This is a genomic window from Paenibacillus sp. FSL W8-0187 (assembly GCF_037969755.1).
Taxonomy (GTDB): domain Bacteria; phylum Bacillota; class Bacilli; order Paenibacillales; family Paenibacillaceae; genus Paenibacillus_AQ.
On record NZ_CP150206.1, the window covers coordinates 2021985 to 2035494 of the forward strand.

Consider the following 13510-nt stretch of genomic DNA (forward strand, 5'->3'; position numbering starts at 1 on the left):
TCGATGGATATATGATGGATTGAAGTTAACGATAACGATGATCATCATTCAAACAGCCGATCTTTCTGGAGAAATACGGCTGTTTGTTTTGCATTAGGGGAATGGTATAGAATGAAAAAGCATGCAACATAGAATATAGATGCGAACAAGATGCAATGGAGGTAATGCACATGAGACCTTTTGTTTTTCATAATCCGACTCAATTGATTTTTGGCAAGGGCCAGCTGAGCGCTTTAAGTGGTGAAGTGGCCAAATATGGCCGAAACGTATTACTCGTATATGGTGGCGGCAGCATCAAGCGCAGCGGACTGTACGATCAGGTTATCGCATTGCTCAAGGAAGCGAATGCAGCAGTGACGGAGCTTGTCGGTGTGGAACCGAACCCGCGCCTGTCGACGGTTCATAAGGGTGTGGCATTGTGCCGGGAGCATGACATTGATCTTATTCTGGCCGTTGGCGGCGGAAGTGTCCTTGACTGCTCCAAGGCCATTGCCGTTGGCGCCAAATATGACGGAGATATGTGGGATTTCGTAGAGCGCAAAGCCGTTCCGCAAGCAGGTCTTCCACTTGGAACGGTACTTACGATGGCTGCAACGGGATCGGAGATGAACGGCGGCTCCGTCATCACCAATGAAGTAACGCAAGAGAAGATGGGCTGGGGAAGTCCTCATGCATACCCCTCATTTTCGATTCTGGACCCTGTACATACGTTCTCTCTTCCGCGGGATCAAACGGTGTACGGTATCGTAGATATCATGTCTCACGTGCTGGAGCACTACTTCCACCAAGACACCAACACGCCCGTGCAGGACGGATTCTGCGAAACGATACTTCGTACCGTTATCGATACGGCACCGAAGCTGGTTGAGGATCTGGAGAACTATGAGCACCGCGAGACGATCATGTACTGCGGAACGATGGCGCTCAACGGCATGATCAATATGGGGATGGCCGGTGACTGGGGAACCCATAACATCGAGCACGCGGTATCTGCCGTATACGATATTCCGCATGGCGGCGGACTGGCGATCCTGTTCCCGAATTGGATGAAATATAATCAAAGTGCGGATCCTCAGCGCTTCAAGTCACTTGCCGTGAACGTATTCGGAGTGGACCCGGCAGGAAAAAGCGATGAAGCCATCGGATTGGAAGGAATTAAAGCGCTTCGCAGCTTCTGGACTTCCATCGGTGCGCCAAGCACGCTGGGAGCGTACGAGATTGACGACAGCCAGATCGAGGCTATGGCCGATAAGGCGATGCGGTTTGGTCCTTTTGGCAACTTCCGCAAGCTGCAGCGTGAAGACGTCGTGGAGATTTATCGGATGTCACTATAAGGGTTGTCCTGCCGTTACATGACAAGGAATAGAATCATTTCAAAGCCTGCCGGCTCATGCCGTGCAGGCTTTTTAATTGGGACGTGGAATATAGATATGAAGAGATTTTCATACGTTTGAGGGAAATAATTGAAACTTTAGCAAACATTTTGCCGTATTACTTGTTATACACAGTAAGGAGTTCTAGAGGGGGCAATCAACATGGAAGCGTTATATTGGGGCTGTCTGATCGGAGGCGTAATATTTGCCATCGTAACCGTAGTGCTAGGCGACATACTTAGCTCGGCGCTTGACGGATTATTGGACTTTTTGTCAGTGGATTTTTTCAATCCGGTTGTGATCGCTGGAGGAATCACTGTATTTGGCGGTACCGGAATCATGCTGACGAAATACACGGAATTAGCGGCAGGTGCCCATGTAACGCTGTCTGTCTTAGCGGCTATCGTCATTTCGATTCTCGTCTACTTCGGCTACGTTAAACCGATGGCGAACAGCGAGAACTCGACGGGCTTCTCCATAAAGGAGCTCGCGGGCATGATCGGCGTTGTCACCGTACCGCTTCCTGCAGAAGGATTCGGTGAAGTGATGGTCAAGGTTGGCGCAGGCAACACGACGCACATCGCGTCTAGCTTTGATCGCCAAAGTCTCCCCGCAGGTGTCCGTGTGGTGGTTGTCGACGTTGTTGAGGGTGTCCTGAGAGTGTCCGAACTGGAAGAACGAAAAGGAGAGGATTGATTCAATGCCAGAATTCTTAGTAATTCCGTCGATTGTTGTAGGCGTCATTGTCGTGTTAGGACTTGCGTTCTGGGCCCGTTACAAAACGGTGAGCCCGGATGAAGCGATGATCGTAACCGGTTCTTTTTTGGGAAGTAGAAATTTGTCGGAGGATGAATCCGGCCGCAAAATCAAAATCGTGCGCGGCGGAGGCGCATTTATACTTCCCGTATTTCAGCGCTCCGAATTTGTATCGCTCTTATCTCATAAACTGGATGTTATGACACCTGAAGTGTACACGGAGCAAGGCGTTCCGGTTATGGCCGATGGGGTAGCCATCATAAAAGTGGGAAGCTCGATCGAAGATGTGGCAACGGCAGCCGAACAATTCATGGGTAAGCCGATTGAAGCGCTCAAGGGCGAAGCCCAGGAAGTGCTGGAAGGTCATCTTCGTGCCATTCTCGGTTCCATGACGGTAGAGGAAGTTTACCGTAACCGCGATAAATTTGCGCAGGAGGTTCAGGGTGTCGCTGCAAGAGACCTCAAGAAGATGGGATTGCAGATCGTTTCCTTTACCATTAAGGACGTTCGCGATAAGCATGGATATCTTGAAGCGCTGGGTAAACCACGGATCGCTACGGTAAAGCGGGATGCGGAGATTGCCGAAGCCGAAGCGGTGCGTGACGCGCGGATTCAGAAAGCGCGCGCGGAAGAAGAAGGACAGAAGGCCGAGGTTATACGTGATACCAACATCGCGGAAGCCGAGAAGGAACGGGAGCTGAAGGTCGCTTCCTTTAAGAAGGAGCAGGATACGGCGAAGGCCGAAGCTGACCAAGCCTATCATATCCAGGAAGCCCGTGCCAAACAAACGGCGGTTGAGGAGCAGATGAAGGTTGAGCTCGTTCGTAAGGAACGGGAAATCGATCTGCAGGAAAAAGAAATCATGATTCGTGAGAAGCAGTACGACGCGGACGTGAAGAAAAAGGCCGAAGCGGATCGCTATGCCGTTGAGCAGGCGGCCGAAGCGGATAAGGCCCGCAAGATGCGCGAAGCGGATGCCTTGCAGTATTCCATCGAAACCCAAGCTAAAGCCTCTGCGGAACAGAAGCGCCTGGATGGTCTGGCGGTTGCGGATGCTGAGCGTGCGAAAGGTACGGCTGAAGCCGAAGTCATTCGCCTGCGCGGTATTGCCGAAGCCGATGCCAAAGAGAAACTCGCCGAAGCGTTCCAGAAGTTTGGAGAAGCTGCTGTGCTCGACATCATCGTAAAAATGCTGCCTGAGCTTGCCGGCAAGATTGCTGAGCCAATCTCGTCCATCGACAAGCTGACGGTTGTTGATACAGGCAAAGGCGAGGGAGCAGCTCGCGTGAGCAATTATGTGACCGAGCTGATGTCCACGGCGCCTGAAATGTTGAAGAGTGTGTCAGGGATTGATGTGGAAGAACTGATTAAAGGATTGACCAAGAAGTCTGCCCCGGCCCAAAAGCCGGTAGCTGTGGAGCAGGAGCTTGTACCTGTACCGGTGCCTGTTGAGACAAGTGCTGCGAAGGAAGAATAGAACGAGCGGCAAGTAGGATTGGATAGCGCCCACAGGGAGCGGTACGGCACTTTGGAGTCTTTGGCAACCACATATGATTTTGCCGCGCTCTGATATTTCTGATAAGATATCCGAGTATACGCGTATGAATCAAAAAGAGGTGCAAACGTGAGCAGCTTACAAGTGGCTAAAGTGTTGAACAATAATGTAATCATAGCGAAGCATCCTCAACATGGCGAGGTTGTTGTTATTGGCAAGGGAATTGGCTTTAACCGGAAGAATAAAGACCGTATCCTGGCCTCCGCTGCCGAGAAGATGTTCATTTTGACCAAACCGGAGGAGCAGGAGCAGTATAAACAGCTGGTGCCTCATATCGATGAGAAGCTGATTGAGGCGATGAATGACATTATTCTGAACGCTGCCAAATCCAGCGACGCTCCTCTGAATGAGCATATCCACATTGCGTTGACTGATCATATTGCATTTGCCATTAAACGCCATGCCCAAGGTCTCTATATTCATAATCCCTTTTTATACGAAACCCGAGAGATGTATCCAGAGGAGTACGAGATGGCGGAATACGCCGTCCGTACCATCCGGGAGAAACTTGGGGTCGACTTGGGCCAAGAGGAAATCGGATTCATTGCCCTTCATTTTCACGGTGCGCTCACAAACCAGCACATTTCGGAGGTTCGCAAACATTCGGAGCTGATCGCGGATCTAGTACATACCGTTGAACAGCAGCTGGATTATACCATCCCGAGGGATTCATTGGATTATTCCCGTCTACTAACCCATCTCCGGTTTGCGTTGGAGCGGATTCGGCGGGGAGAAGCGGTAAACGAGACGAGTTCATTGGATGGTCTGCTGAAGCGTGAATATCCTGAGACGTATTCCTTGGCATGGAAACTGACAAAGATGATGGAGCAGCGACTGAAGAAGCCCGTATATCCCGCTGAAGCCGGTTATTTGACCATTCATCTGGAGCGGCTGGTCCAGCGCAAAGAGCAGGGCGAGCAAATGTGAAGATTTTATTAAGTCCCTTACCATGTGGTTGCAACGAAAAATGAACGATGTTACAATACGAACAGTTATGAAGCATAAAACTTCAAATCAAACGTGTAACTGATTCGATCAGGCATGAGTATTGCAGGAATTTGGTTGTTATTACCCATTTTTGGGTAATCTAATCCATGAGATTAGCCATCCATTTTCCCGTGGTTACTCATGCCTTTTTTTTGATTTGCTTGTTTTATGATGTTCTACATTCAGCTTGTGATCACAACTAGATAGAGGGTGAGAATTTTCATGTTTAAGCGGCTTTTTGGCGTCTTGCAAAGGGTCGGTAAAGCCCTGATGCTGCCCGTGGCCATATTGCCGGCGGCCGGACTATTACTCGGCCTTGGAAATATGCTGGTCAACCCTGATTTCCTGCAGTATGCACCGTGGCTCAATGCGGCTTGGGTTCAAGCAGCTGCCACTGTCATGATGAATGCGGGACAAATTGTGTTCACGAATTTATCCTTGCTGTTTGCAGTGGGGGTTGCCGTCGGCTTGGCCGGAGGTGAAGGTGTGGCCGGGCTTGCTGCGATCATCGGTTACCTTGTCATGAACGTTACCATGGGCAGCGTTATAGGTGTGACGCCATCGATGATTGGCACGAATTACGAATATGCGAGCGTGCTTGGCATTCCGACCCTGGCAACCGGGGTATTCGGCGGAATTATTGTAGGTATATTAGCGGCAAGCATGTACCGAAGATTTTTCAAAATAGAGCTTCCGTCCTATCTGGGCTTCTTTGCAGGAAAACGCTTTGTTCCGATTATGACGGCTGCAACGTCCGTTTTGCTTGGTCTGTTAATGGTCTTTATATGGCCACCGATCCAGTCTGCGCTTAACACTGCATCCCATTTTATGCTGGAGCAAAACCTGACGCTGTCCGCTTTTGTGTTCGGCGTTGTGGAACGCGGATTGATTCCGTTCGGTCTGCACCACATTTTCTATTCTCCATTCTGGTTTGAGTTCGGGGAATATTTGAATCAGGCAGGTCAAATGGTGCGCGGTGATCAAAATATATTCATGGCTCAGCTTCGGGATGGTGTCGAGTTTACAGCAGGCACCTTCATGACGGGTAAATATCCGTTTATGATGTTTGGTCTTCCTGCTGCTGCGCTTGCTATCTATCATGAAGCGAGACCGGAGAACAAAAAGTTCGTTGCTGGTATTATGGGGTCGGCAGCACTGACCTCCTTCTTGACCGGGATCACGGAACCGCTAGAGTTCTCCTTCCTGTTCGTCGCACCGATCTTGTTCGTCGTGCATGCGTTGTTCGCAGGTCTATCCTTCATGACCATGCATATTCTGGGTACCAAGATTGGCATGACCTTCTCGGGCGGCCTGATCGATTACATGATATTCGGTGTCATTCCGAATCGGACGCCATGGTGGAATGTTCTCATTGTTGGTGCTATCATGGCAGTAATCTATTATTTCGGATTCCGGTTTGTCATTCGGAAATTCAATCTGAAGACGCCGGGCCGGGAGGAAGCTTCTGCATCGGAGTCGGAATCAGGCTCCCAGGGAGCAAGTGGTGACAGCAAAAATGAACTGCCGCTTAACATTCTGACTGCGCTTGGCGGCCAACCTAACATTGCGCATCTGGATGCCTGCATTACCCGTCTTCGGGTAGAGGTGAAAGATAAGGGTCGTGTCGATAAGACAAGGCTGAAACAGTTGGGTGCGTCAGGTGTGCTGGAGGTGGGGAATAATATCCAGGCGATATTCGGAACGCGTTCCGATACGATTAAATCGCAAATCCAGGACATTATGTCGGGTATAACACCGACTACCGCACCTGCAGTAGCGGATGTGGAAACGATGCCGACTGCTAAAGAAGAGTTGCAGGCGGGTCAGAACGGAGAAACGCTTGTTATGGAGGAGATCGCATCTCCAGTCGATGGAGAGCTTATGGATATTTCTCATGTACCTGATCCTGTGTTTGCAGAACGAATGACGGGGGATGGATTTGCGGTATTGCCTCATAACGGAACGATCGCTTCTCCTATTAACGGAACCGTGTTTAACGTATTCCCCAGCAAGCATGCGGTCGGCATTATGTCCGATGGCGGCAAGGAAGTGCTTGTCCATATCGGCGTCAATACCGTTAAGCTGAAGGGGCAAGGGTTTGAAGTGCTTGTTCAGGAGGGGGATCTGGTATCTACAGGCCAACCGATCATGCAAGTGGATCTGGATTATGTGAAGGCGAATGCCAAATCGATTATCTCTCCTGTGATCTTCTCGAATTTGCCGGAAGGAGCTTCTGTGAAGCTGAACAAGACCGGTGAAGTAAAAAGCGGTGAACAAGGGATCATCACCATATTGAAACCTTAACTTCACGGTTATCTCAAGGATTCCAAAAAATTTAAATATACGAAAGTAGGATGATGAACATGCAACAAACATTCAGAATTATTGACGAAGATGGAATTCACGCACGTCCAGCAACAGCATTGGTAAATACGGCGAACAAATTCCAGGATACCAATTCATTTGCCGAAGCTAACGGCAAAAAAGTAACGTTGAAATCGATCCTGGGCGTTCTGTCCCTCGGATTGGAGCAAGGTGATACATTGACACTGATCACGGAAGGCGGCAATGAGAGCGAAGCGCTGACTGCACTGCAAGAAGTGATGGTGAACGAAGGGTTAGGCGAGCTTCATGAATAATTTGAAAGGAATCGCGGCTTCCGCAGGCATCGCGATTGCACGTGCATTTACGCTGGAGCATCCCGATTACTCTGTTACGGAAAAGCAAGTGGCAGACACAGATGCCGAGCTTTCGAAGCTGGATGCGGCGCTGGCTCAGTCCCAGGCTGAGCTGGAAGCGATCAAAGCCCGCACGCTTCAGGAACTCGGGGAGAAGAAGGCGGAGATTTTCGAATCTCACCTTCTCATCCTGAATGATCCGGAATTGATTGAACCGGTCAAAGCGAAAATCGCTTCCGATTCGGTTAACGCGGAATACGCCTTAAATGAAACGGCAACCCAATTCATTCAAATGTTCGAGAACATGAAGAGTGCCTACTTGCAGGAGCGGGCAGCGGATATGCGCGACGTAACCAAACGTATTCTTAAGCATCTGCTCGGCCTGAATTATGTCAGTCCATCCGAAATCAGCGAAGAAGTGATCGTGGTTGCAGAGGACTTGACCCCGTCGGATACAGCGCAGTTGAACCGCAACTACGTTAAAGGATTTACGACGAATATTGGCGGGCGTACCTCGCATTCTGCCATCATGGCCCGTTCGCTTGAAATTCCGGCTGTCGTCGGAACGAAAAACGTGCTCTCTTCGGTCCAAAACGGGGATTTGATCATCGTTGACGGACTGGAAGGGGATGTCATCATTAATCCTACTGAAGCTATTGTAGCCCAATACCGTGCGAAGCAGGATGCCTACGCCAAACAGGTCGAGGAATGGAAGAAACTCCGCTCCGAACCGACGGTATCCAAGGACGGGATCCATGTGGAACTGGCCGCCAATATCGGGACACCAAACGATGTAACTGGCGTGTTGGAGAATGGCGGGGAAGCGGTAGGATTGTATCGTACGGAATTCTTGTACATGGGCAGAGATAAACTTCCTTCCGAAGAGATCCAGTATGTCGCTTATAAATCGGTACTGGAGAAAATGGAAGGCAAGCCGGTTGTTGTCCGCACGCTTGATATCGGCGGGGACAAAGAGCTGCCTTATCTGGATCTTCCTAAGGAAATGAATCCGTTCCTGGGATTCCGGGCCATTAGGCTGTGCCTGGACCGTCAGGATATTTTCAGAACACAGCTTCGGGCACTGCTCCGCGCAAGCGTCCATGGCAATCTGCGAATCATGTTTCCCATGATCGCGACACTCGGTGAATTCCGCGAAGCCAAAGCGCTTTTGGAGGAAGAGAAATCCAAGCTTGTAAGCGAAGGCATTCCGGTATCCGAGGAGATCCAACTCGGGATCATGGTGGAGATTCCATCCACTGCGGTGCTTGCGGATCAGTTTGCGAAAGAGGTTGATTTCTTCAGTATCGGAACGAATGATCTTATCCAGTATACGATGGCCGCTGACCGCATGAATGAACGGGTTTCTTATTTGTATCAACCCTATAATCCGGCGATTTTGCGACTGGTTAAAATGGTTATCGATGCCGCTCATCGCGAAGGCCGCTGGGTTGGTATGTGCGGTGAAATGGCCGGTGACGCCACGGCGATTCCGATTCTCCTCGGTTTGGGGCTGGATGAGTTTAGCATGAGCGCTACATCCATTCTTCCGGCGCGCAGCCAGATCGGGAAGCTGTCCCGCAGTGATATGCAGGCACTCGCTGCCAAAGCAATTGAAATGGGTACCGCAGAGGAAGTAGTGGCTCTGGTGGAATCCATAGAAGTTGCAGGCGAGTAAGGGGAAGAAGCCCCAAACGATCTTAGGAATTGATGAAGCACTTCGTTTGTTTTGAGGACTCTACTAATCTTTTTCCACGAAAACCATACATTGACAACATCTGTCCATTTGGGCAGATGTTTTTTTGTCAAAAGAAAGACACCCGGCATATTTGCTAGTATAATAGCCTAAATATATAGTTAATTGGCATCAAACCCAAACCAAATCAGGGCTTTTGGCATATCATGGTATATGAAAGCGTTCTACATTCATGTGCTAGAGGTCTGTCTTATGATTCAGGCGCCCATACTAGGAAGTAAATCTACTTATAAGTGACGGTGATGATGACTATGGACATGATCAAGAGCTGCACTAGTGTTAAGCTGGGGGCAACCTACCGAAGAGAGGGAACGGCCTTTCAGGTATGGGCTCCGGAAGCGGTTCATGTGAGACTGGCTTTGTATGAAAGTCCGGGAGAGTATAACGAGCAAGGTCTCGTAACGGATCACGAGGGCGGTATTTTATATTCAATGGAACATAGTGGCGACGGTATATGGTCGACTGTCGTAAACAGGGATCTTCATGGAACGTATTATATGTACCAAATCGAGTCAGTGGACGGTGACGTGTGTTATGCCGTTGACCCCTATGCAACAGCGGTGTCCGCCAACGGCTGCCGCGGGGCGGTTGTTGATCTGGCGAAGAGCAATCCGCCGGGGTGGGAGCAGGATGTTAGACCCGAGCTGCTGAAGCCTACGGATGCGGTGCTCTATGAGCTTCATGTACGCGACTTCTCGATTCATACCGATTCGGGAATGAAATATAGAGGAAAATATAAGGCATTCACGGAGGGTGGCCTGCGGGATTCCGAAGGGAATACCATTGGCCTGGATCATCTTGAAGAATTGGGTGTAACCCATGTGCATCTGCTGCCGGTATTTGATTTTCGAACGGTCAATGAGCTGGACGGTTATGAAACCGGCTGCTTGAACCGCGAGTATAACTGGGGGTATGATCCGCAAAATTACAACGTTCCTGAAGGTTCATATGCGACAGACCCTATGGATCCAATTGTGCGCATCCGGGAGCTGAAGGAAATGATTCTGGCTCTGCATGCGAGGGGAATCCGTGTCATCATGGATGTGGTTTACAACCATACGTATACGGTGGATGACGGTCCGTTTGAACGATTAGCGCCGGGGTATTTCTATCGCAAGGATGGATATGGAAATTTATCGAACGGTTCAGGCGTAGGCAATGAGCTGGCTACGGAGAAGCCGATGGTACGCAAATACATCAAGGATTCCTTAAGGTACTGGGCCGAGGAGTATCACATCGATGGATTTCGGTTTGATTTGATGGCTTTGATTGATACAACAACGATGAAAGAGCTTGTAAGTGAGCTGCGTCGTGAGGTGGATTACTCTCTTCTGTTTTATGGTGAACCCTGGACAGGAGGCTTAAGCCCGTTAACGGAGCAGACCGTCAAAGGAAGCCAGAAGGGTCAAGGCTTTGCTGTATTCAATGATCATTTCCGGCATGCCATTAAGGGTGACAATGACGGTCGCGGCCCTGGGTTTGCTACGGGCGAACCATGGTACGAGGGTGCGGTCGTTGAAGGGATGATGGGCTCGATCCATGATTTTGCGCTGCATCCGGATGAGACGGTCAATTACGTCACCGTGCACGATAATTTGAATCTGTGGGACAAAATTTTGGTGGCACACGGGATGGAAGAGCAGGCAGGGCTGCTCCATCTGATGGACGGGAAGCTGGTTAACGGCGGCGATGTATGGCAGGCAACCGCTGCATCTAAGCCTTATGTCGATATTCCTGATGAAGATGTGATGTCGGCAGTGCCTGTGCGCCGCAGCTTGCTGGCTAACGGCATTGTACTGCTCTCTCAGGGGATTCCGCTGCTGCATGCCGGCGATGAGCTGCTTCGCACGAAATTTGGCGATCATAACAGCTACCGCAGCGGGGATGCCGTTAATGCCATCCGCTGGTCGAACAAGAAACGATTCAGACCTGTGTTTGACTACTACAAAGGCCTTATTGCCCTGCGCAAAGCCCATCCAGCATTTCGGATGGCAGCAAGAGAAGAGATTGAGGAACATATGGAAGTGCTGCGCAGCAGCGATCGGATTATTGCCTACCGGTTAACGCATCATGCCGCACAAGATAGCTGGGGACAGATCGTTGTGATCGTGAACGGGAATGAGCATGAAATGACTGTTGATCTGCCGCCTACGCCTTACCGCTGGAACATCGTGGTGAATGATCGCCAGGCAGGTACGGATACGATCGAGACGTTGGACCAAGGAGCTATAGCCGTCCCAGGGCTGTCGCTGATGGTGTTGTACGAGGATCAGGCCCAGAAGAAGCAAGGGCTGATTACCGTTGAGATCGAATATGAGAGACGTGATCAAGCTTATGATGGCTGGAACGTATGGGTGTGGGGAACGGGCGTGCAGGATGGCAGCGTGCCATTCTCAAAGGCGGACAGCGGCAAAGCTCGAGCGGTCTTCTACGCAGCCTCCGGAACCAAGCGGGTCGGCTGTATCGTCAGGTTGAATGATTGGGAGGATCGGGAAGGCGAGAACGACTGGTTTATCGATATTCCGCCGGATGAAGCAAAGGTACGGATTTCGCTGCGAAGTCACAAAGACGAAGGCTCTGGGGGCCAAGAGCAGCAGGATATGGCGAGTTGAGGATTGTATCGTAAAAAAATAAGGAGCCCTCCTTTTGTACTGAAAGGGGGGCTCCCATTATTTATATTTCAAAAGGGGTACCATTCATTACCCATTGGATTGAAATTTAAAACATCTGCATCTCATGATTAGTTAGCAGGGAAATAGGGTAATAATGAGATAGACTTTGTTTTCGATAAAGGAGGATGTCACTCATGTCAAAAGGAAACACAGTTCAACTCCAGGCAGATGTTCGTAACGAATTTACACGGGCTTCTCGCCGAGTGCTTCGCGAGAATGGCGGAATCCCCGGCGTCGTATACGGCGGGGGCGAGGAAAGCATCCCGGTTGCTGTTAATTTCAAGGATACGGCCAAGCTGTTTCACACCGGACGTTCGGAGGTATTCCAGCTTGATATTCCAGGCTCCGGTAAAATTCCGGTTTTGATTAAGGACATTCAAAAGAGACGCGGCACTGTATCCCATGTGGACTTTCTGCGGATCTCCATGAATAAGCCGGTTCGTGTCAGCATTCCGGTGGATTATCATGGTACTGCTGTCGGAACGAAATCTGGCGGTATTCTGCAAACCCAGGTGACCGAAATCGAAGTGGAGGGCTTGCCAGGCGAACTGCCTTCTACCCTTGAAGCAGACGTATCCGCTCTGGAGATAGGCGACAAGCTTACGGTTGCAGGTATTAAAGTACCGGAGGGTATTACATTACATGCTTCGGATGAGGAGGTTCTCGCAACCGTTATCGTGCCTCGTGCCGTTGAGGCTGCAGAGACAGAGGATGAAGCGGACGCTAAGGAAGCGAATGCGGGAGAGACAGCCGAAGAATCATAATATGCACATGTAAAAAGGCGTTTGCTTTGCTGGTATTCAGCAAAGCAAACGCCTTTTTGTCGGGAATTTTGAATGTGGAAAATCTATTTAACCTTTCGATCATGGATGCCTTTATAACTCATCGGGGCGTCTCCAAAGTATTTGTTCCAAATGGTCAAATACGTTCCGTCCTGCTGCATGGTAGCCAGTGCGTTATCAACGGCAGCGACGAGATCCGGATTCCCTTTTACAAAGGCGGCGGAAATCTCGAACACCTGATCGGCGGATTCAGCGGCAGCAACCGGCAGATCAGGGAACTGCTGCTTCAGGTTGGTCACGGATAACTGGTCCGAAATGACGGCATCCAGCTCTCCATTTGCGAGCTTGTGGGCTGCGTCTGATATATATTTGATCGGGACGATGTTCGCTCCATGCTTCTTGGCCATATCCTTATAGATTCCGGTGGGGTTCAGGCCGACACGCTTACCCTTGATATCCGAGAAGGTACGGATCTGATCTTCGCCCGAGGAACGCACAAGCAGAACCGGAGTAGAGGATAGATAAGCGACGGAAAAATCATAAAGGGCCCGCCGGTCCGGCCGGTCTTCAATCTGGTTAAAGACGGCATCGTATTTGCCTTCCGTCAGCCCTGGCAGCAGATTCTCCCATTCGGTTTCAACGAATTCTGCTCTTAGCTCCATATGACGGGCAACCTCTTCAGCGATTTCCACATCGAAACCCGTAAGTCTTCCGCCCGTTCCATGGTAGCTGAAGGGAGGATAATCCCGTTCCGTTGCAATTCGCAGGGTTCCGCGTTCCACGGCATTTCGAAGCAGGAAGCCGGTGTTCACCCGGTAAGGGTTTACGCCCATATTGGGGGTTGGCACCCGGTCATTGCTGTCAGGGGTGCAGCCGGTAAGGACTATTGAACCGATCAGTGTGAATAAACAGGCAAGACTGATCCAACGTATCGATTTTGTTCCGCGCATGACT

Annotated in this window: 10 protein-coding genes; 9 read left to right on the plus strand and 1 reads right to left on the minus strand. The window is 50.2% G+C overall.

The window, feature by feature from the left end; translation table 11 throughout:
• The first annotated feature begins 170 nt into the window (after positions 1 to 170).
• The 9 genes from MKY48_RS08930 (at position 171) to MKY48_RS08970 (ending at position 12538) form a co-directional block, all read left to right on the plus strand.
• Complete coding sequence (locus MKY48_RS08930; RefSeq protein ID WP_339292760.1) at positions 171 to 1334, plus strand: iron-containing alcohol dehydrogenase; 1164 nt, start codon at positions 171 to 173, stop codon at positions 1332 to 1334.
• 201 nt (positions 1335 to 1535) lie between these two features.
• Positions 1536 to 2069, plus strand: a complete 534-nt coding sequence (locus MKY48_RS08935; protein WP_076320476.1) for a protease — start codon at positions 1536 to 1538, stop codon at positions 2067 to 2069.
• Positions 2070 to 2073: 4 nt separating this feature from the next.
• Positions 2074 to 3606, plus strand: coding sequence for a flotillin family protein (locus MKY48_RS08940; protein WP_076320477.1), 1533 nt, complete (start codon positions 2074 to 2076; stop codon positions 3604 to 3606).
• 147 nt (positions 3607 to 3753) lie between these two features.
• On the plus strand, positions 3754 to 4611 hold the full coding sequence (locus MKY48_RS08945; protein ID WP_076320478.1) for a PRD domain-containing protein: 858 nt from the start codon (positions 3754 to 3756) through the stop codon (positions 4609 to 4611).
• Between the two features lie 282 nt (positions 4612 to 4893).
• Positions 4894 to 6975 carry a glucose-specific PTS transporter subunit IIBC gene (ptsG, locus tag MKY48_RS08950; RefSeq protein ID WP_339292761.1) on the plus strand — a complete coding sequence of 694 codons (2082 nt, stop codon included), beginning with the start codon at positions 4894 to 4896 and terminating at the stop codon, positions 6973 to 6975.
• Positions 6976 to 7034: 59 nt separating this feature from the next.
• Positions 7035 to 7310, plus strand: coding sequence for an HPr family phosphocarrier protein (locus tag MKY48_RS08955; protein ID WP_009591829.1), 276 nt, complete (start codon positions 7035 to 7037; stop codon positions 7308 to 7310).
• A complete protein-coding gene (gene ptsP, locus MKY48_RS08960; RefSeq protein WP_339292762.1) occupies positions 7303 to 9024 on the plus strand; it encodes a phosphoenolpyruvate--protein phosphotransferase in 1722 nt (573 codons plus the stop codon). The genes MKY48_RS08955 and ptsP overlap by 8 nt, the downstream gene beginning before the upstream one ends.
• A 329-nt stretch (positions 9025 to 9353) precedes the next feature.
• Positions 9354 to 11714: a type I pullulanase gene (gene pulA / locus MKY48_RS08965; protein WP_339292763.1), complete on the plus strand. Its 2361-nt coding sequence runs from the start codon at positions 9354 to 9356 to the stop codon at positions 11712 to 11714.
• 194 nt (positions 11715 to 11908) lie between these two features.
• On the plus strand, positions 11909 to 12538 hold the full coding sequence (locus tag MKY48_RS08970) for a 50S ribosomal protein L25 (protein WP_339292764.1): 630 nt from the start codon (positions 11909 to 11911) through the stop codon (positions 12536 to 12538).
• Between the two features lie 83 nt (positions 12539 to 12621).
• Here the strand turns inward: MKY48_RS08970 and MKY48_RS08975 are convergent, their stop codons facing one another.
• Positions 12622 to 13506: a transporter substrate-binding domain-containing protein gene (locus MKY48_RS08975; RefSeq protein WP_339292765.1), complete on the minus strand. Its 885-nt coding sequence runs from the start codon at positions 13504 to 13506 to the stop codon at positions 12622 to 12624.
• Between the last annotated feature and the right edge of the window lie 4 nt (positions 13507 to 13510).

Coding starts and splice junctions, on each gene's coding strand:
- MKY48_RS08930 (WP_339292760.1), top strand. CDS start 171: ATGAGACCTTTTGTTTTTCATAATCCGACTCAATTGATTTTTGGCAAG.
- MKY48_RS08935 (WP_076320476.1), top strand. CDS start 1,536: ATGGAAGCGTTATATTGGGGCTGTCTGATCGGAGGCGTAATATTTGCC.
- MKY48_RS08940 (WP_076320477.1), top strand. CDS start 2,074: ATGCCAGAATTCTTAGTAATTCCGTCGATTGTTGTAGGCGTCATTGTC.
- ptsG (WP_339292761.1), top strand. CDS start 4,894: ATGTTTAAGCGGCTTTTTGGCGTCTTGCAAAGGGTCGGTAAAGCCCTG.
- MKY48_RS08955 (WP_009591829.1), top strand. CDS start 7,035: ATGCAACAAACATTCAGAATTATTGACGAAGATGGAATTCACGCACGT.
- ptsP (WP_339292762.1), top strand. CDS start 7,303: ATGAATAATTTGAAAGGAATCGCGGCTTCCGCAGGCATCGCGATTGCA.
- pulA (WP_339292763.1), top strand. CDS start 9,354: ATGGACATGATCAAGAGCTGCACTAGTGTTAAGCTGGGGGCAACCTAC.
- MKY48_RS08970 (WP_339292764.1), top strand. CDS start 11,909: ATGTCAAAAGGAAACACAGTTCAACTCCAGGCAGATGTTCGTAACGAA.
- MKY48_RS08975 (WP_339292765.1), bottom strand. CDS start 13,506: ATGCGCGGAACAAAATCGATACGTTGGATCAGTCTTGCCTGTTTATTC.